The 17,749-nt window shown below is 41.9% G+C and carries 16 protein-coding genes and 3 pseudogenes; 2 read left to right on the top strand and 17 right to left on the bottom strand.

The window, feature by feature from the left end; genetic code table 11:
- Window positions 1–85: 85 nt before the first annotated feature.
- The 13 genes and pseudogenes from B9N86_RS14900 to B9N86_RS14840 all read right to left on the bottom strand — a co-directional run.
- A complete protein-coding gene (locus B9N86_RS14900) occupies window positions 86–697 on the bottom strand; it encodes a hypothetical protein (protein WP_208919963.1) in 612 nt (203 codons plus the stop codon).
- Between the two features lie 789 nt (window positions 698–1,486).
- Window positions 1,487–2,971: a hypothetical protein gene (locus B9N86_RS14895; RefSeq protein WP_208919962.1), complete on the bottom strand. Its 1,485-nt coding sequence runs from the start codon at window positions 2,969–2,971 to the stop codon at window positions 1,487–1,489.
- Window positions 2,972–3,234: 263 nt separating this feature from the next.
- Window positions 3,235–3,996, bottom strand: a complete 762-nt coding sequence (locus B9N86_RS14890; protein ID WP_208919961.1) for a kanamycin nucleotidyltransferase C-terminal domain-containing protein — start codon at window positions 3,994–3,996, stop codon at window positions 3,235–3,237.
- Window positions 3,997–4,359: 363 nt separating this feature from the next.
- The gene (locus B9N86_RS14885) at window positions 4,360–4,995 is read right to left on the bottom strand and encodes a hypothetical protein (protein WP_208919960.1); all 636 of its coding nucleotides are present in this window, start codon (window positions 4,993–4,995) and stop codon (window positions 4,360–4,362) included.
- A 521-nt stretch (window positions 4,996–5,516) separates the two neighbouring features.
- A complete protein-coding gene (gene murD, locus B9N86_RS14880; protein WP_208919959.1) occupies window positions 5,517–6,848 on the bottom strand; it encodes a UDP-N-acetylmuramoyl-L-alanine--D-glutamate ligase in 1,332 nt (443 codons plus the stop codon).
- A gap of 1,312 nt (window positions 6,849–8,160) precedes the next feature.
- Window positions 8,161–8,547 (bottom strand): DUF3888 domain-containing protein, encoded by a 387-nt coding sequence (locus B9N86_RS14875; protein ID WP_208919958.1) that lies wholly within the window; start codon window positions 8,545–8,547, stop codon window positions 8,161–8,163.
- A 96-nt stretch (window positions 8,548–8,643) separates the two neighbouring features.
- Window positions 8,644–8,769 (bottom strand): annotated as a pseudogene (locus B9N86_RS14870) (transposase); the annotation flags it as partial.
- Window positions 8,770–9,060: 291 nt separating this feature from the next.
- Window positions 9,061–9,285 (bottom strand): hypothetical protein, encoded by a 225-nt coding sequence (locus B9N86_RS14865; protein ID WP_208919957.1) that lies wholly within the window; start codon window positions 9,283–9,285, stop codon window positions 9,061–9,063.
- Between the two features lie 221 nt (window positions 9,286–9,506).
- Window positions 9,507–9,974, bottom strand: coding sequence for an NUDIX hydrolase (locus B9N86_RS14860; protein WP_208919956.1), 468 nt, complete (start codon window positions 9,972–9,974; stop codon window positions 9,507–9,509).
- Window positions 9,975–10,142: 168 nt separating this feature from the next.
- A complete protein-coding gene (locus B9N86_RS14855; RefSeq protein ID WP_244563099.1) occupies window positions 10,143–10,889 on the bottom strand; it encodes a tyrosine-type recombinase/integrase in 747 nt (248 codons plus the stop codon).
- A gap of 186 nt (window positions 10,890–11,075) precedes the next feature.
- Window positions 11,076–11,567, bottom strand: coding sequence for a P-loop nucleotide/nucleoside kinase family protein (locus tag B9N86_RS14850; protein WP_210190687.1), 492 nt, complete (start codon window positions 11,565–11,567; stop codon window positions 11,076–11,078).
- Between the two features lie 456 nt (window positions 11,568–12,023).
- On the bottom strand, window positions 12,024–12,188 hold the full coding sequence (locus B9N86_RS30975) for a phosphotransferase-like protein (protein WP_208920395.1): 165 nt from the start codon (window positions 12,186–12,188) through the stop codon (window positions 12,024–12,026).
- 128 nt (window positions 12,189–12,316) lie between these two features.
- Window positions 12,317–12,733: pseudogene (locus tag B9N86_RS14840) on the bottom strand (IS1595 family transposase); the annotation flags it as partial.
- Between the two features lie 211 nt (window positions 12,734–12,944).
- On the opposite strand from B9N86_RS14840, the gene B9N86_RS14835 reads away from it, so the two are divergent.
- A complete protein-coding gene (locus B9N86_RS14835; protein ID WP_208919955.1) occupies window positions 12,945–13,529 on the top strand; it encodes a TetR/AcrR family transcriptional regulator in 585 nt (194 codons plus the stop codon).
- A gap of 7 nt (window positions 13,530–13,536) precedes the next feature.
- Entirely contained in the window at window positions 13,537–14,283 is a 747-nt protein-coding gene (map, locus tag B9N86_RS14830) for a type I methionyl aminopeptidase (RefSeq protein ID WP_208919954.1), read from the top strand.
- Between the two features lie 538 nt (window positions 14,284–14,821).
- On the opposite strand, the gene B9N86_RS14825 is transcribed toward map, so the two are convergent.
- The 4 genes and pseudogenes from B9N86_RS14825 to B9N86_RS14810 all read right to left on the bottom strand — a co-directional run bounded on the left by B9N86_RS14825 (window position 14,822) and on the right by B9N86_RS14810 (window position 17,735).
- Window positions 14,822–15,091, bottom strand: a complete 270-nt coding sequence (locus B9N86_RS14825) for a hypothetical protein (RefSeq protein WP_208919953.1) — start codon at window positions 15,089–15,091, stop codon at window positions 14,822–14,824.
- Window positions 15,092–15,710: 619 nt separating this feature from the next.
- The gene (locus B9N86_RS14820; protein WP_208919952.1) at window positions 15,711–16,412 is read right to left on the bottom strand and encodes a hypothetical protein; all 702 of its coding nucleotides are present in this window, start codon (window positions 16,410–16,412) and stop codon (window positions 15,711–15,713) included.
- 199 nt (window positions 16,413–16,611) lie between these two features.
- Window positions 16,612–16,923 (bottom strand): annotated as a pseudogene (locus B9N86_RS14815) (VOC family protein); the annotation flags it as partial.
- A 560-nt stretch (window positions 16,924–17,483) separates the two neighbouring features.
- On the bottom strand, window positions 17,484–17,735 hold the full coding sequence (locus tag B9N86_RS14810) for a hypothetical protein (RefSeq protein WP_208919950.1): 252 nt from the start codon (window positions 17,733–17,735) through the stop codon (window positions 17,484–17,486).
- Window positions 17,736–17,749 lie beyond the last annotated feature (14 nt).

Raw genomic sequence — 17,749 nt, 5'->3', positions numbered from 1 at the left:
TGTCCTCCGACATGTATCCTAGTTTATAAAGCGACTCTGTAGAGAAAAAATGGACGGGGACCTTTTCCAATCTCCGTCCATTTTGCTACACAAACCTAAAAGATCTACTTGAAATCTCCACATTAGGATTTAGTTCCTTCAATTGCATTCCATACTCTTTTTTCATCTGTGAGATATGCAGTGATTCTAAATTAGGAAAGTACTCCTTTAGATGAATTAGATCAACCTGCACTTCGCATAAAATAAAATCAATGTGCTTAACATTCTTTAGCCCGCCGCTCTCTGTTAGATTCATTTCAATCGGGCAGCTGTTTACTATTAAGGTCTCTATTCCCTCAAAAGTCTTTAATGTACGTAAATCCAGCTTTTTGCAGTCATCTACAACCAGCCTTTTAATCCTCCGGTTATTCCCTGTAAAACGTTCTAGACTACGACAACCTAATACATCTATAGTAGTTAAACCGGATATTGCTGCTGTATTTCCTAATTCTTTAAATTTGCATTTCTTAAATGACAAATTTTCAAAATGAACGTCTTTCCATTCCTCTAAATCAGGCTCCATCGAGCGATAGATGTCTATTGTTTTAAGATACTTGAACCCAGCAATAGCAGTTAAATCCTCTTTTCGCTCTACATAAAGATCAATGCCGTTCATCCGTTTCAGATGCTCAATCAAAGCGTCGCCATCTACTTGCATTTCTGATGGATTGGTTATCCTCAAACTGTCATATTACGGTTCTATAGATATGAGTTGTGCAAATCGAGACTCATCTACTATTAGCTCTTCTGACATGATGTTCATCCTTTCTAATCAAAGTTATTTGGCAGCCCAAATGAAACTAGTTTCATTTGGGCCATTACTTCAAACCACTATATAACTATTTCTGAACTTGGTAGTTCGGGGTTGAATAGACCTGGAACAAAATACCCCCATATTGGTTGCACTAAACTGCCCGTTAGCTTAATGACGGCGGAGCCATTCTCGAGCGCTAACGTTTCATTTTGGCTTGTTTTAATTTGAATAGGTTGTACCCGGGCGCACTGGTTCAACATACGTACTGTTAGTCCCGCCAGAATGTAGGCATTTTTGTGTCATTATCCTACAATATAGGCACACTTGTGCATTTTTTCATGACACAATTTCTCCTACATAAATAACAAAAAGCCTGATTCATCAGGCTTTCTTTACTTTAAATATGTAGGTAACTTTGTGTCATTAGACATTATTTGTTCAATCCTGCCCCCATAACATGTTAATTCCTCCTTGAGCCGTATGAAAGACTTTACCATTTATTCGATTGGTAGGAAGGAGGAAATTATGACTATAAGAAAACTTTACTACACTAGAGCTGCTTTTTAAGCTTTCCTGGTGGCAAGAGACAGAGCAGATACAACATATGAAACAGAGAGTCGAATACATTCGGCTCTCTGTTCTAATAGAATGGCAAAGCCATTCTTCACTTGAAGATAGCCCACGATGACCGTACTACGGTGCCACCATATAAGCTTCACGCCCATTATACTTAAATGGCTTAACATAGACCGTACCCTTCAACCCGTTCTTATCGAACGTAAGCGTGCCATCTGTTCTTACATACTCGTCTGCTTGCAGCGGTGTAATAAAATAATCTCCTTCTTTGGTCTCAATATAGGTAGGCATCATCAACATCGAGCGTTCTTTCAATTCTAACTTTCCAGCACTCGTTGTGAATTGGGTAGACATATTCATAATGACATAGCCTGGCTCATAACCTTTCAATGTAATAAATCCTGTTGTGCTGAACGCACCTCTTTTAATATCTAGTGGAATCAATAATAGCGGTATATTTTGGTCGTCCAGCGCTTTCTTCAGCGGGTCAAGCGTAATGGCAAGATCCGCATTAAGCTTTGCAATCGTAGCTGCACGCTCTGCTGTAATCTTGTCATCCGCTTGCTGAGGTATCGGCGTAACACCCTCCAGAAGTTGTTCAATCGGAGTATGCCCTTCTGGCACCAACCCCTTCCAATCCTTGTTCAATGCATCCAACAAGAACGCCGACCAGCTCCCAATTAGGTATGATTCTTGATCGAAGGTAATAAGGCCACTCATATTAATATCTTGATACTGCTTTGTGAAGTAATCACGTACTTGCTGGGCTGATGCGCTGCCTTCGAAAGCACTGTACATAACTGACATTTTGTCAATATACGATGCTATACCTTCTATAGTATCGAAATACAGACTATGTTCGTATTCAGTAGGATTGTCTTGTTTATACTGTTGATACCAATAAGCAGCATGTCCGAGATGCATGGGGGTTGCTTCTGGATCCGTATACGCTTGATACAAGGCCTGGAAAAGCATAGCTCGTTGGATTCGTGGTTTTACTTCAGCTGGATAAATGGATGAACGGGAATCGTTTTTGTTCGGATCTTGTACTATTGGCCATGACGGTTGATCGTAGAAATGAAACATTTCATGTGTAGTGATTATAAAGCTTATTGGCGTACTCGTATGAGGCTCGAATCGATCTTGAAGGGGCTTATCTTTATCAACAAAAATGGCGACTGCCTGCTTGCCGTTCCAATCCAATAATTTAAACTGGCTGTCAAAATACACTTCTAACGGTAATCCCGGATTGGACGGTTCGACTAGCTTATAGCCTGACGTGGTTATCTCGTACGTTTGCTCGCCATTCGTTAGGAGCATAAGACGAGATTGATACTGAGTGCCTGGCCATAGCTTGTCCAAAGCTGGCCAAGCGTGCAGTGCCGCCATAAATGCCATTTGTGCCTCATATTCGAGGAGCTCTGCGGCTGAAGTTAGCTTCTGATCCGTTAGCTGCTGCGAGGAAGTAGAAGCAGAGATCTCTGTGGGCAGAGCTGCAGCATATGCCGAACTGCTTAATATTGGTATCATTGAAAATAATAAGCAAGCAGTCAACAAGCCGCATAAGTAGTGTTTGTAAGGAGCAAGCTTTCTCACGCGCATAAATTTACCTCCCAAAATTTTACTGATATCCATTTTAGTATACTGCAAGATGAAAGTATTGTGTTACATATCAGAGAAAACCCTTTCTATGTTCCCAGAATTGCAAGTGAAATGGATCTCCTTGACCAGTTACTGGACAGTTAGCTGTGATGATAACCTCCAAAATATCAATTGGTGTTCATTATTGCGTGAAAACAACACTGAATTATCGAACTATCGTTTCCCGTTAGTTCAATGCTTTAGGTAATTTTTATAATAGACTTTCACAGTTCTAAAATATCGCTTCGGTATTCAATTCCTAGTTCTTCAAGCAAGTTATTCAAACCAAACCACAAGTTTTCACAAAGTAGATAAAGTTCTTCCTTGTCATACAGCTCACCACTTATTACTTTTTTTGCTAACTCAACATATCCTTCTGGCTTGATTGGTTTTTCTATGGATTCTTCCAGAGTTACGGATCTACTTGTGTAATATTGTTTATTCAACAATCCAATCAATTTAGCAATTTGCCATGTGAAATCAAAAACTGCACGGGGCAGATAAGAGAGGTTATTGGAAATTCGGGTATTTCGAATCTTGCCCATAGTTTCGTACGGCTCCCAAACCATAAATTCTGCTATTACTTCTCTAAATACTTCTTCGGGTACTGAGAGTGCAACCTCTTTCGCCTTATTAAATATGCCATTTGGATCATACAGGGTGGTAATATGTATGAAACTACCCATTTTAATCGCCCATCCATCGTCCACCGCGCTTGCTTGATCTAACCACTCTGATTTCTGCTTTGTAGAAATCTCTAATTTAAACGGATGACAAATTAATTCACGGCTAGGTATACTCGCTCCATCTCTACTAATTATGTGCAATTCTATATCTGAATAAGGCCCCTCTTTTTCTTGAGCAACTGAACCATAGATTCCAATTGCCTCAATGTCCTCGTCGTATTTTTCTAGTAACTTGTTCTTTATCTCATTTATAAAATCCAATTTCTCTTTGCGACTAGTTTCAGCTGGAAAAGGCAACATGTCAGTCCTCCTGTTATCGTGATTCCCTTTATTCTAACATCCCTTAAAACAAAAAAGCCTCCATATAGGCGACTTTTAATGGGACTATGTTCTTGTCCCCCGACAGGTTTGTTTGTGTCACAAACAAAAGAACAAGAACATATAGACTTTGCCGATTTCACCCCCCCGTTAATCATTCATCAATCAGAATATAAAAACATAACTGTTCACGTATTGTTGTAGTTTCTTGTTGCTATTCTTGATTTCGTCAAGATCTTTCGAGTTCATTACCTAATTCCACCCGGAATATCTGATCCAGTGTCTTTCCGAGCCTCTTGCATGATTCCCTTTTTTCTGGAGTAATCGGTGCGAAAACCTCGTTCATTATGAATCGCTTTGAACCGTAGATAACGAAACGAGGACCTGACCGGCAAAATCCGAAGCTTCCTCGCCTTTTGGATTGTGAAGACGGAACAGGAAAGCGTCGCCTGTTTCAGACTGCCACACGATATAATCCTTAATCCCTTCACCACTCGAGGCTTGAAGGTAGAGCTCGGCGGAACCCAGCGGATGCTCGACGAGCTCTCCACTAAAATCGGATACTTTGCCGAACTCTTCCAATTCCTTTTTTCCTGCAATTTTAAGCTGCGTTAGGTCATAATTTGCAGGCAGTGACTCAATATCAACATAGTATTCTGGATTGCTGCTAAGGAACAGACGTCCTTTAGCAGCGTCGAAAGCAAACTTTTCGAATACGTATAAGGAAAAGCCTTCGTCTTGATGCAAGGTGGCGGTATGTGACTGGTTACCCTCACTAGTCATCAAATCAAAGTTTTCGCTATGGGGCCGCTTCCCTTCGGAAGTTTGCTCGTTCTCGGTTTCAGGAGCCGTGACCTCTTCATTGGCCGGTGTTGATATTTCAGGACTGGCGGGAGGCTCAGCTGCTCCTGAGCATGCCGTAAGCGATAGAACAATGACGTAAATCGAAATTTTTATGAATGCAGAGTGTCTTGGATTCACGTTGGATCACGCCTTTCTGTATTTAGTTCATGCACGCTTCATGACTGCACTGGATGATCAGACAGCCACTGATTTTACGATATTTGCAATCGGTTAGAGTCATTGAGTCAATATCAATTTGTGTTTCGTTACATTAATATGATCAATTATGAGTTATTACCCAAGTAAGGGTTTCGAAACGAAAAAAGTGAAAGCTTGTGTCCTGCTAAGCTCTCCTCTTGAAATCCCTCCTAGGCTTGTTGCCGTAATATGAACATACAACGGGCAATCCACCCTTAGTTAGATATATGTGGACATTAAGAATGGCTTTGGGCTAACACTGTCGGCGCAATTTCCTTCAACTGGAGATAAGCTCGTGACGGATTTTGTTGCCGATGATCAGATCCGGCTGCCTTTTCTTTTTGATTGAGGTATCGTTTCCCGTTAGTGTAATGAATAAATTTGATCGGTTCCTTTTAAGAACCATCTATAAATGAAAATACATCAGGTCAAGGTTTTCCCGGCAAACGCCCATGTCTTGTTTAATCCTTTCCCTCTGACCGGTGCAGTTCTCCGACCAGTTCTACAAAGTGACGCCCGCGCTCTTCAAAGTTACGGTATTGGTCAAACGCAGTGCATGCAGGACTCAGCAGCACAGTGTCGCCCGGTGCGGTCAGCTTGTGCGCCTGTGCCACTGCCTCGGCCAGGCCTTCGCAGAGGACAATAGGCGGGCAACTCGGCACTCTACGCGCCGCAGCCTCGATTTGACTGGCCGCTTCGCCGATCAACAGCAGCACCTTGACATGATCAGGCAGCAGCCTAGCCATCTCATCAAACGGTACTTTCTTATCTCGCCCGCCGGCGATCAGCAGCACTCGGCCTACATGCGCGTGCAGCGTGGCGACGGTACGGGCGGGGCTGGAGCCGATTGAATTGTTGTAATAATGCACGCCGCCCACAGTTGCCACCCACTGGTTTCGGTGCTCCACGCCAACGAAGTTGCGCACCGTCTCCAGGATTGCCTCATCCGACACGGTCCCCCGCACAGCGCTCATGGCAGCCATAACGTTTTCCACGTTGTACCACCCCGGCAAACGAATGTCACTGATGGGTAACAGACCGTCGATCACCCCATCGTGGACAGTGTGCCCGCCGAAATACTTGGTCCGCCCCCGCCCGCGCAGTGCGGCAGTCGCCGGATTATCGCCGTTTAAGACGGCAAAGTCGTCAGCAGTCTGAAAATCCAGCAGGCGGCGCTTGGCGGCGGTATATTCATCCATGTCGAGGTGCCAGTCGAGGTGATTGGGCGAGAGGTTAGTGATCACCGCCACATGGGGAGAGCGCGTCATGTCCATCAGTTGGAAGCTGGACAGCTCGACCACGCACGCATCCAGAGGCGACATCTCACCCGCGCTTGTCAGCAGTGGCGTGCCAATGTTGCCGCCCAGATGTACCATACGTCCCCCGTCAGCCAGCATGTCTGCAATCAGCGACGTGGTGGTGGTCTTACCGTCCGAACCGGTCACGCCGAAAATGGGACAAGGACACAGCGTAAAGAACTCCTCCATCTCACTGGTCACACGGCTGCCGCTAGCGCGGGCCGAGTCCAGTGCCGTATGGTCTGGACGCATGCCCGGAGTGCGGAACACCACGTCGCCCTCAACGCGATCCAAATAATTCTCCCCTAGGCGCAACTCGATGCCTAGATCGTCCCATTCCTCCCTGGGCAGGGCCGGATTGCGGTCGCGCACGGTGACTCGCGCCCCGCCCGAGCACAGCATGCGGATCAGAGGTGAATTGCTGACGCCGGCGCCGATGACGGTCACGTCCCGACCGGCCAGCGATTGGATATATGTGTAAAATGCAGGATTCATAAGCACCTCCGCTTAGAAAATGTCATTAAATTAAATATACCACAAAATGGAATTATCCTGCCCGTTAGCTTAATGATCCAAGTGCATTCTTTTACATACGACAGATCAGCCTTTAATCCATATTGTTGCTTAGCTTCTTCTCTGGTAAGGAATTCTTGTTTACTGGCTAGTAGAAGCTTTACGATATCCAAGGTTCAACAATTCTTGAAGTTCATTTCTGATCTTAGCGCGGAGGATGCCCCATTTATCTGCGTCATAGTAGCTTGTAGGATCTTTTGCAAGGTTTACAAGCTTTCGTTGTTAGTATGCTTAAAGAAATTCTCATGGTTATTTCAGATCGTCTTTTTTGATTGTTCCAAACGTAGCAATTTCCTACACCTTTTCTGAAACTGCCCATAATCTCTGTTTGAGTAAAATTCGTCCACAGTAATGGGTACACATTTGTGTCATAAAACCACAATGGGGTCACATTTGTGCATTTTTCCATGACACAAATCTTACCACATTAAAATAAAAAAGCCCGAACAATCAGGCTTTAGTGTTTTATGTTATGGGGTCACTTTTGTGTCATTAGACATTAACCAACTCCATTTTCTTTTATTAGCCCTTTTCCAAATAATAACACAAACACAATATTTCAGTTACTGTTGAGCTAAACTGCCCGTTAGCTTAATGATCCAAGTGCATTCTTTTACATACGACAGATCAGCCTTTAATCCATATTGTTGCTTAGCTTCTTCTATGGTAAGGAATTCTTGTTTACTGGCTAGTAGAAGCTTTACGATATCCAAGGTTCAACAATTCTTGAAGTTCATTTCTGATCTTAGCGCGGAGGATGCCCCATTTATCTGCGTCATAGTAGCTTGTAGGATCTTTTGCAAGGTTTATAAGCTTTCGTTGTTAGTATGCTTAAAGAAATTCTCATGGTTATTTCAGATTGTCTTTTTTGATTGTTCCAAACGTAGCAATTTCCTACACCTTTTCTGAAACTGCCCATAATTTCTGTTTGAGTAAAATTCCGAGTCCGTAGTAATGGGTACACATTTGTGTCATAAAACCACAATGGGGTCACTTTTGTGTCATTAGACATGTTCAATCCTGCCCCCATGTCCGAAGAAAATAAAGTTTTAGACTGGATTTGTTGATCCTTCATGGATTTCTGAATTGTTGAACCGTCAGGCTCCGAATAATAAGTATTAGACTGACTCCAATATAGAAATCAGCGGCATTCTTGGACTGGAAAATAAAGTCACAGACTGCCGCTTGTTGATTGAACTATCGTGTCCCGTTAGCTTAATGGAAGATTGACTTTTTAGTTGTTTTCATTACGGATAGCATGAAAATCACTCACTTGGTATCCGTCTGTACTTGCTTTAAAAGTGATTTGAACTATATCTGAGGTAGAATCTTGTTTCGTTACTCTCCCTTTAAGTATGAACTCTTGTTGAGGATAAGAATCCGATTTCCTGATTGGTATGATATGAGCGCTGTCGATGAGATAGTTATCATACTCCTTTTTAAGTACACTCATAATCTTAGGACGAAGTTCGAAAATAAGGACCTCTTCCAAGCACTTACGTTGAATATCGGCATTATATTTAGATGGGGACTCCTCGCTGTGGTAAGCTTTAGCACAATCCGTAATTGTACAGTTAGTTACCCCTATTGCCAAAATCAAAATCATAACTTTCCACCACATGAGAAATAGCCTCCAGATTTTTTGCTTATTTTGCTCAAATGGATTTCGAACTATCCTGTCCGTTAGCTAAACAATATTTTCTTCTGACATTACACATTCTCTTAGGGATTTAACCACCTTAGGATAAGTAGATTTCCTCTTATCACAGAAGGTTTCTAGAGCTTCTTTACCAGCTTGCTCATCCGTTGCTCGGTATACTAATTTAAAGTCCTCACAAATCTCATATTAAGGCCTTTTTGAGAATGACCATATAACTCCAAATATCAATATATACGCTAAAATGCTGATTACAATTACAGCTGATATCCGTCTAATAAAAGTGTTAAGTTTATCATTTTCAACAAAAAATGTTGAAATAAATGTAGCTATAAATCCTATAATAAAGCTAATTAGAAGTGCTCGATTATTACATTCTAAAAAGTCAAATGAATAAATAACTAAAATAATCAAGGATATTAAAAACAAAATTCTAGATAATAATTTCATAACTCCTCCTTAGATTAGAGCTTTGCACTATTGGATTTTGATCGGCAGGAAATGGCCTCTCGAATCGAAGTAACCTAAGAAAAGAATGCGCTTATCGTTCTTGAACCATTTGCTCTGCTCATAGACGACCGTATAAGAAATATTAGTTGCGGATTTATTGCTTACCTCGTCCGGCTTGATTCCTTTGGTTGAAAAACTATGATACAAGCACCCGCTAAAAGGGTGACGCAGCTCAGTCCAACAGACAACCATATTTTTTTCATATCCCCCCTTTATTTCGAAACTTCTTGTTATTAAACGAATATAAAAGCAATTTTTGCGGTTAAATCAGTAGGGCTTTTTTTATAACTAACCTGCCCGTTAGCTGAACAGGCTGCCGATGATCTCGGCAGCCTGTTGTCATGGTGCTATCGTGTCCCGTTAGCGCACCATTTAAAATGGCCCAGGGTCCGACGAACTGTTAACGCTATACGCTATTCAAAACTAATAATGCGTTCTATACCATCTGGAATATTATCAATTTTTTCTTTGATAAATGTTGGATAAATATGTAGCTGTTTCAGTTCCTCTATTGAGACCCATTTTAGCATAATATTGCAATTGTCTTTCTGTGATATAAAATAGTCATCAGGTATGTCGGTGTTGTTTTCTAATGAAATTTGATAGTAAAAAACGATTCCATGAGCATCTTTATTGCCCCATTCCCAAAACGTTTCTTCCACCCAAAGAAGCCGATTACATATTATTTTAGCTCCTGTTTCCTCTATGTATTCTCTTATAAGAGTTTCTTCTGACGTTTCACCTATTTTCACATGCCCTCCAGGTAAGGCATAAATACCTTTATCACATTGAACAAGAATTTTATTATTTCGTAATAATACACCGACTGTTCTGAAAAGACATACGGAAGTTTCGTCTCTAAAGTGCCAATCTTTTATCATAACAAAACACCACCTTTGCTTAATGGTTTATTCACGATAAATATACTGTCAAATTCGATAAGCCATCGGGCTTTCCCTTCATTTGTAATCTATTTGTCTTTTTTGAGCAAATCTGCCCTTTAGTTGAATAAAGGCGGACTTTATTGGGATCTGCTGTTATTCAAAATGCTAAAAAAATCGACGATAAAGTTCTCGTCGTCGTTCGCCGCGCAGCTGAGCATATATTTGAGTGGTTGATGCTTTTTCATGCCCTAGCATGCCTTGAATGAAATCTAAAGGCGCTCCATTATCGAGGAGTTGGCACGCATAGGTATGACGAAATCGATGCGGATATAGATTTACTTCAAGCTCTCCTCGGCCTGCAAGCCGTTTCAACGCCCACCTGATCATAGGAATGGCCATTCGTCTACTCGGATGTGTATCGGTTACGAATAAAGCTCTACAGTTGTCTTCACGGCTGGCCAGATACTTCTTTAGCCACACTTTGCGCTCTGTCGTGAAATAAACCTCTCTCTGCTTTGAACCCTTGCCATTAACAATTGCAGAGCAGTTTTCCCAGTTAAGATCCTCGATATTTATCTTCTCCACTTCACCAACCCGGCAGCCCGTACTGTAGAGAAACTCAAGTAGCGCCCTTTCCCTCAGTGATTGACAAGAGATCTTTAAGTGAATTACATCTTCCTCGATTAAAAACTTAGGAATTCTTTTATCCATTTTAGGTTCTCGTAGTTTTAGGGAGGGATTAGAAGTCAAGTATGTTTCTTCAAAAGCATAGCGAAAAAGGGAACGAACAAACCGAATCCGATGTCCTAGGCTACTTGGCTTCAACCGATTAGATTGCTTCGCTAAGTACTCCTTCAGCAGAGTTAAAGTTATCTCGGTTATATCCAGGTCACCGAGTTCCTTCATCAGCATTTTGTGCTGGAGAGCGTATGCTTTCAATGTTTTCGTACTAAATCCTTGGATACGTTTATCAGTCTCATACAGTCGTCACAACTCACTTAAGATCATAACAAAACCTCCTATTAGAGCTATTAAATCTAGTTTGCTTCTAATAGAAGGTTTTAATCTTTCTGATTTGAACTAGTATTTCCCGTTAGTTTAATCGGCAGAAGTTTCAAGTTCCTCTGGTGAAGGTGGCTCGAAAATTTGTATCCATTCTTTAAGTTTAGCTTTGGGTATGAAAAAAGTGCCCTCTGGGTACATCACATTTCTAGCTTCTAGACGTTCAAACAACACTTCTTCAGGCACATCAACAAAATGAATTTTAAAGTCAGCCCCAAGGTTATTAGCTCGAGATCGAAACTCATCTCGTTGACTTCGAACCCAGCATCCAAAATCCAGAATAACATCAACACCAAGAATTAAAACTCTAGATGCCACTTCCCACATTAGGAATTCCACAGAGTCATGTCTAGAGTCATGCTTTGTTTCGTCAGATTCCGTCATGTTATCCCCGAAATCATGCCCAAATAAACGGATATGCCATTCATCGGGAGTAAAGCGAAGTGCAGAGTATTTCGTTTCGAGTTGACGAGCCAAAGTAGTCTTACCGCTACAAGGGAGACCAACCATTAAATGAAGGGACGCCACGAGATTCCATCTCCTTTTTTTAAAACAGATATAAAGAATTTTTTTGAATAAAACTGCCAGTTAGCTGAGAAGGCTGCCGATACACTCTACAAATCTATGTGAAATAATCACGTGCATTATTCTTGAACCCACATCTTCGGCCTCCCATTCTTCAACTAATAATTATTTTACCTATTTTTCTAACGGAGGTATACTGCCCGATAGCTTAATGAAATTGCATGGAAACATAGTTAGATACTTATCTAATCGGTAATCGGCTCATGTTCTTGTCCTTTCGGCAATCGGTACAAGTTCTTGTCCTCGACACGGGACAAGAACTTGTACCGATAAAACAAAAAAGCCGCTAAAATAGCGAATTTCTATGGGAGCATGTTCTTGTCCCTCGACAAATCATATCTATATAATTGAATTATTTTTCTTCACCAATTTACTCTTCATGCGAGTAAATTGCTCCGCCTAGTCCAAATTCCGCATTTCTTTGATCTGCAAAGCACATTCCTCTGGATTGTATTTAAACGTATCAACGTTAATATCGTAATCATAATCGGCGTGGACCGTGAAGAACTGCGATTTTGCTAAACCAGGATGGCCATCGCCACGTGCTAGCTCCCTACGTTCCAGACGGTTGACTTACCTGTTCCTGATAAGCCTGTAACAAATATGATTGCCATACTCGAACCTCCGGTGTATTTTGCTATACCGACAAATCAAGGTAAACGACAAGAGGTACATTCTTGACCTCAACTAGCTTAAAAGTAAGCCATCCGTCGAAGTCTAGCGTTTGTTTCCTTTACAGAAAACAGGCATGAAGTCACCAACATGTTTTTCTTATTCGACGTTGTATTCTCATATTCCTTACTGTCGAGATAGCGGAACCACGCCAGGTAATGCTCTAAATACTTAGTTGCTACTCCGTTAAAGCGGTCCATCCATCGTTTAAGGCGGCTATGGTAGCTGTTGACCTTCTGGATATGGTAAACGCCTTTAACGTGCTGATTCCCATCGGACTTGAAACGGTAATGTGCCGAACCCTTTTGATTGGCATAGGAACTGAACGCACGCCAGGAATCCGTATAAAGCACATTGGAATTCGACAGGTGAGAGCCAATTGCTTCATCCAATTTCGTGGTACGGATACGCCCACGTCCAAGAACGCCCGAAAAGGTCTGATCTCGGTTGCCTAATATCATGGTGCTATCGTCTCCCATTAGGTTAACGCCAGCGCCCAGTCTACAACTTTATTATTACGGTCTAGTTCTTTATTGTTCTGTACTTCATTTTATCGAACACCAACAAATCTTTTGCATTTCTCCACCCCATGCGTTACTATTTTTATATTGACAAATTTGCAGGTCTATATAAGGAGGTTAACACGCTATGTGCCCCCGTACCAAAGAACAAAATGAGCTCATACGCATACAGCGCAGAGAACAGATCCTGGACGTCGCCGCGCGCTCCTACTTTCGCACGGGCGGCAGCTTTGATATTCGCGACGTCGCCCGCGAGGCAGGGCTTGGTTACGGCACAGTATACCATTATTACCCCAACCGGCATTTATTAATAGAAGATGTGTTAGGAAGCGGCTTCGAGCGATGCGAGCAAGTTATCGCAAAATGGGCGAACATCAGCGGCAGCCCCCCGGATGACTGGCAGTTGTTGACGTATTGTAAAGCGCTGCTCCGGCTGTGGCAGTCGGACGCCCGCGCATATCTCGTCTACAAAATGGCGGCGGAACATTATGCAGGCTTGCCTGAAAGGGATCGACACCACGCCAAAAGAAAATTTATGGAACGGCTGTACGTTCCACTCCAATCGATCGCCCAGTGCGAAGACGACAGCGTCGACCATATGCTTGCCGTGCTGGTCGGTTGCTGTGGGCTGCACTACTATGCGGGCAATTCCGACCTGGACGTCGATCGAATCGCCCGACTCGCTATGCAAGCTATTACGAAGGAGTCCTGATACGAACATGGTCATTATAAAAAGCAAGCATGAAATTGAGGCTATCCGCAAGGCATGCCAAGTGGTGGCTGAATGCCATCGTACAATCGCCCCGCTTATCAAACCGGGTATTACCACTAACGAGATTGAGCGCATATTCGAGGACATTATGTTGAAGCACGGCGCAAAGCCATACCAGAAAGGCTATAAGGGCTATCAATATGCGACCTGTGCCTCCGCCAACGATGTGATCGCACATGGCTTCCCTAGCAATAAGCCACTTGAGGAAAGCGATATCGTGACGATCGACACGGTCGCTGAGCTCGATGGCTGGCTCGGCGATTCGGCCTGGAGTTATGCGGTCGGGCAGATCTCGCCGACGGCCGAGAAGTTGATGCGTGTCACGAAGGAATGTCTTGACCTGGGCATCGAGCAGGCGCAGCCCGGCAATCGACTCGGCGACGTGACGAGCGCGATTCAGCGGCATGCGGAATCACACGGTTTCGGCGTCGTGCGCGACCTTCTCGCCCATGGAATCGGCCGCGACCTGCACGAGGAGCCGACTTATATGCATGTCGGCAAGCCTGGAAAAGGCCTCCGTATCAAGGAAGGTATGGTGTTCACGATTGAGCCCATGATCACCGAAGGCACCTACTTCATGACAATCGATCCGGACGGCTGGACCGCACGGACGATGGACAACAAGCTCGCCGCCCAATACGAGCATACGATCGCCATCACGGCTGAAGGTCCACAAATTTTGACCGCGCAATAGAAAAAAAGAAGTCGACCATTTCGTTGGTCGACTTCTTTTTTTCGTATTCGGCATAGCATCTTTCTTTATTCGTTACAGGTGATCATGTAAACGATATCCCGTTCCCATCTTCAAGCCGAAGCAGGTTCGGGGACAGCGTGTCCATAGATCTGATGAGGCTTCTCGCTTGGACGCGATCATATTCAGTGCGAACAATTCATCTCAGGTGAACCGCGCAACAAATTCGGAAACGCCGAGTGACTCGGACAATAACCAGGTCAGATGACGCAATACTGTTCTCCTGCAGGATACCACGGGTGTAGAGTATCATTAATCGTGTTATATCGAGCCCCTATTGCCTAAATTATAAACAGAACATTGAAAGATCTTTTGGATAAAGAGAAAAATCATCGATATAAATAAGGACATATAGATATATTTAACATTCTATTTCCCTCTATCCTCGCTCTTTAATAGATTATTGAACTTCTTCTTATATACTTAAACGGGAGATATTCAATGATGTTGCAAATCCAACAATAGAATTGGAGATATCTATTCATTCCATCAAGACCGACCAGTCCGGATCTGTGTAACGTTTATTTACTACTTCTCTTACCAGTGTAAGCTCCTTGGGAATTTGACTTAACCCTTCAATTCGAAATTGATATGGATTCGGCATGTTACGGTCTCCCATTTCGATCAATCCCACCTTCCAACTATCAGGCAGCGTATTTATATATCCTGATGCGCCTCTAAAATGCGCTTCATATTTCTTGCCAGCTGAATCGTATGCGCTCCATTTATTATTCAAAACTTCATTTTCCATTTCCCCGTAAAATGAGATCGCTGTTTCATAACTCCCATCTTCGTTTTGCGAATCTTCTAATGAAGCCCCAATCAACTCGAATTTATCATTTAATATTTTAAAAGTTTTAGGTTCTAAGCTTCCTTATCCCCTTGCCTTGCAAGCTCTGCTTTCTCATAAATATCCACTTACATTCCCCCTTCCTTTCTGGTCTCTTTATACATTAGATCATCAAAGATCTGATAAGGTTCACAAAAAACAACAAAAACTTCAAAATTCATACAAATCAAATAGCCTGCCGAAGCGACAGGCTTATTTGACTCCATTATAGCCCTATTTATCAAGTAACCTTTACTATTTTGAAGAATAGTTAATTATCATGGCTTCTTGCGTACCTTCATCGTAAGCGATCCACAACTCATCTCCCACCACTACATCATATACTGGTTCAATTGTCTGTTTAATGTGGTAGGTAACTCCGTACTTTTTGCGATAATATTGGCTGTTGGGCGTTCTCCCTTTGTTCTCGCCATTCCCTGAATCAAAATAAGGTTCGGCTCGTTCACCAATACGATATTAAAATCGGAAAGGTTGACGATCGGTATAGTATAAACGTTAGCTTAATGAACTTTTATTTTTTTTAATAAATAGAATAATCAATTTCATCCCCATCTGGTGTAACTAATTGAAAAAGAATGGCTTCATCTTCATTATCGAGCTTCATGTTCAATTTATTTATTGTAATTGCTTGTACACCTGTTCGCTGCGGTCTGGCAACGATGACTACTTGATTCCCTTTTGTCACAACGCGTTCTATCTTAGCTTGCATTACAACGGCGACTACCTCATTTACTCGCTCCTCTTGAGTTGCACCTTTTTGCTCAACATTAAGGTCACTTAAACCTAAGTTATGCAAGAAATCATACAAGTTCGACAACCCCACCGCAGACGTTGTAAATAGCCTGTGCTGAGCATAGAACAATCTTAAAGGCATATACGCCCAACGTCCTCCAGAATATGTACTGTGCCATTGCTCTTTATATAACGGTCTTTGCCACTGTGAATCATTCAATATAAGCCTAAACGGCAGTATAACGCCTCTATGCATCACTTCTTTTGTTGTTTTCATCATTGACGGAAATGGACGCTGAAAAAATGGAGTTTGAATGTCTGTTGGTGTAGGAGGCTCTAATTTTTCTAAGCGTCTCAAAAGTTCCTTATCCTGTGTTAGTGATGGCTGCGCTTCAGCAAAAGCGGCGGTGAGCACTTGCTTTGGCTCATCTCCAATTCCGTGTATATAAGTCACCATGGCAATGATAACCGCGCTAAGAATAAATCTCAAATGAATCCCTCCTTAGCTTTCTTACCTACGGCATCAATATTTCCTAATACAAAAAATAGTATTCATTTGCGTAAATCTTCCCGTTAGCTTAACATCGATCCATCTATAGCATTGAAAGTTTTTAATAATATCAATCTTTAATACAAATTATCGAACTTTATTACAATGCTACATTATGCCTTCTTCGAGTAACTGTTTATTACTTTCGAAGAGTCCATTCTATTAAATTTATTGCATTTCCATCTGGATCATAAATATCAAAATTGACATGGTCATTCCAATCTGAAGACCACTTATTAATTGCTCCTAAGACAATTCCTTTATTATTTAGTTCTTCATATGCTTCTAAAATGTTATTACAATACAAATTAATAGTTGGATGTTTTAAAGGTTCACATGCTTCTCCAACTTCAATTAATGTAAGTAATGTTGATTGGTTTGGAAAATTATAATTTGCTCCTCTACCATTATCCCATTGTTCAACATTTCGCAATTGTAAACCAAGCACATCGGAATAAAATGGTAATTACCTATCCAAATTACTAACCCTAATAAATACAGTTTGTAGATCTTGTACTTTCATTTGAATCACTCCTTCTAATAAGTTTTTTCTTTTGTAGGCTTTGCATAACTTTCCTATAACGTCTTATTTGCGAACTTTGTAAATTATCCCATATGAAGAGTGTTCGAGAAACTATTAAAACTATCCTGCCCGTTAGTTTAAGGAAAGCTGCCGAGTCGATTGCAGCCTTTTAAAAGATTGTTTTGTTACCTGATTAGACGATCATCTAATCGGTAATCGGAACATTTTCATGTCCATTTCGGCAATCGGTACAAGTTCTTGTCCTGGACTCGGGACAAGAACTTGTACCGATAAACAAAAAAAGCCGCCAATTTAGCGACTTTCAATGGGACCATGTTTTTGTCCCTCGACAATTCTATTTAGTGTCATACACTAAATAACACCATTTTTTATCGAAAAAAATATAAGTTAAAAAAACACACAGCCGGCCCCTATGAGCCGGCTGTGTTGAGTCAGCCCCTACGTTAGTAAAATGCGATGCTCCCAGGTTAATGAATACTATTATAAATGCTTTTAAATTCTTGAACAAAATCAATCGGCAGTATAGGGTCATCAGAAGCGGCTACTCGTTGAATCTCTTTTAACCTGTTCATCGATTCTTCATCCAATTTTGACACATCGTTTGCTTGATGAAAATAAATATACAGCAATGCATGACGAAGTTCATTATTAATGTTATATCGCTTTATTGCTTCGGTAAGGATCTCTTCAGTGAATTGCTCTTCAATTTCTCGTATCATTTTCTATACCTTCT

This window comes from Paenibacillus uliginis N3/975 (genome assembly GCF_900177425.1).
Lineage (GTDB): Bacteria > Bacillota > Bacilli > Paenibacillales > Paenibacillaceae > Paenibacillus_AQ > Paenibacillus_AQ uliginis.
Note: the sequence above shows the minus strand (reverse complement) of the source record. Positions and strands in the feature narration are given on the sequence as shown.

What these genes read in the sequence shown, in the direction of transcription:
- B9N86_RS14900 (WP_208919963.1), bottom strand. Translation starts at nt 697, where the DNA reads ATGCAAGTAGATGGCGACGCTTTGATTGAGCATCTGAAACGGATGAAC.
- B9N86_RS14895 (WP_208919962.1), bottom strand. Translation starts at nt 2,971, where the DNA reads ATGCGCGTGAGAAAGCTTGCTCCTTACAAACACTACTTATGCGGCTTG.
- B9N86_RS14890 (WP_208919961.1), bottom strand. Translation starts at nt 3,996, where the DNA reads ATGTTGCCTTTTCCAGCTGAAACTAGTCGCAAAGAGAAATTGGATTTT.
- murD (WP_208919959.1), bottom strand. Translation starts at nt 6,848, where the DNA reads ATGAATCCTGCATTTTACACATATATCCAATCGCTGGCCGGTCGGGAC.
- B9N86_RS14875 (WP_208919958.1), bottom strand. Translation starts at nt 8,547, where the DNA reads ATGTGGTGGAAAGTTATGATTTTGATTTTGGCAATAGGGGTAACTAAC.
- B9N86_RS14865 (WP_208919957.1), bottom strand. Translation starts at nt 9,285, where the DNA reads ATGGTTGTCTGTTGGACTGAGCTGCGTCACCCTTTTAGCGGGTGCTTG.
- B9N86_RS14860 (WP_208919956.1), bottom strand. Translation starts at nt 9,974, where the DNA reads ATGATAAAAGATTGGCACTTTAGAGACGAAACTTCCGTATGTCTTTTC.
- B9N86_RS14855 (WP_244563099.1), bottom strand. Translation starts at nt 10,889, where the DNA reads ATGCTGATGAAGGAACTCGGTGACCTGGATATAACCGAGATAACTTTA.
- B9N86_RS14835 (WP_208919955.1), top strand. Translation starts at nt 12,945, where the DNA reads ATGTGCCCCCGTACCAAAGAACAAAATGAGCTCATACGCATACAGCGC.
- map (WP_208919954.1), top strand. Translation starts at nt 13,537, where the DNA reads ATGGTCATTATAAAAAGCAAGCATGAAATTGAGGCTATCCGCAAGGCA.
- B9N86_RS14825 (WP_208919953.1), bottom strand. Translation starts at nt 15,091, where the DNA reads ATGGAAAATGAAGTTTTGAATAATAAATGGAGCGCATACGATTCAGCT.
- B9N86_RS14810 (WP_208919950.1), bottom strand. Translation starts at nt 17,735, where the DNA reads ATGATACGAGAAATTGAAGAGCAATTCACTGAAGAGATCCTTACCGAA.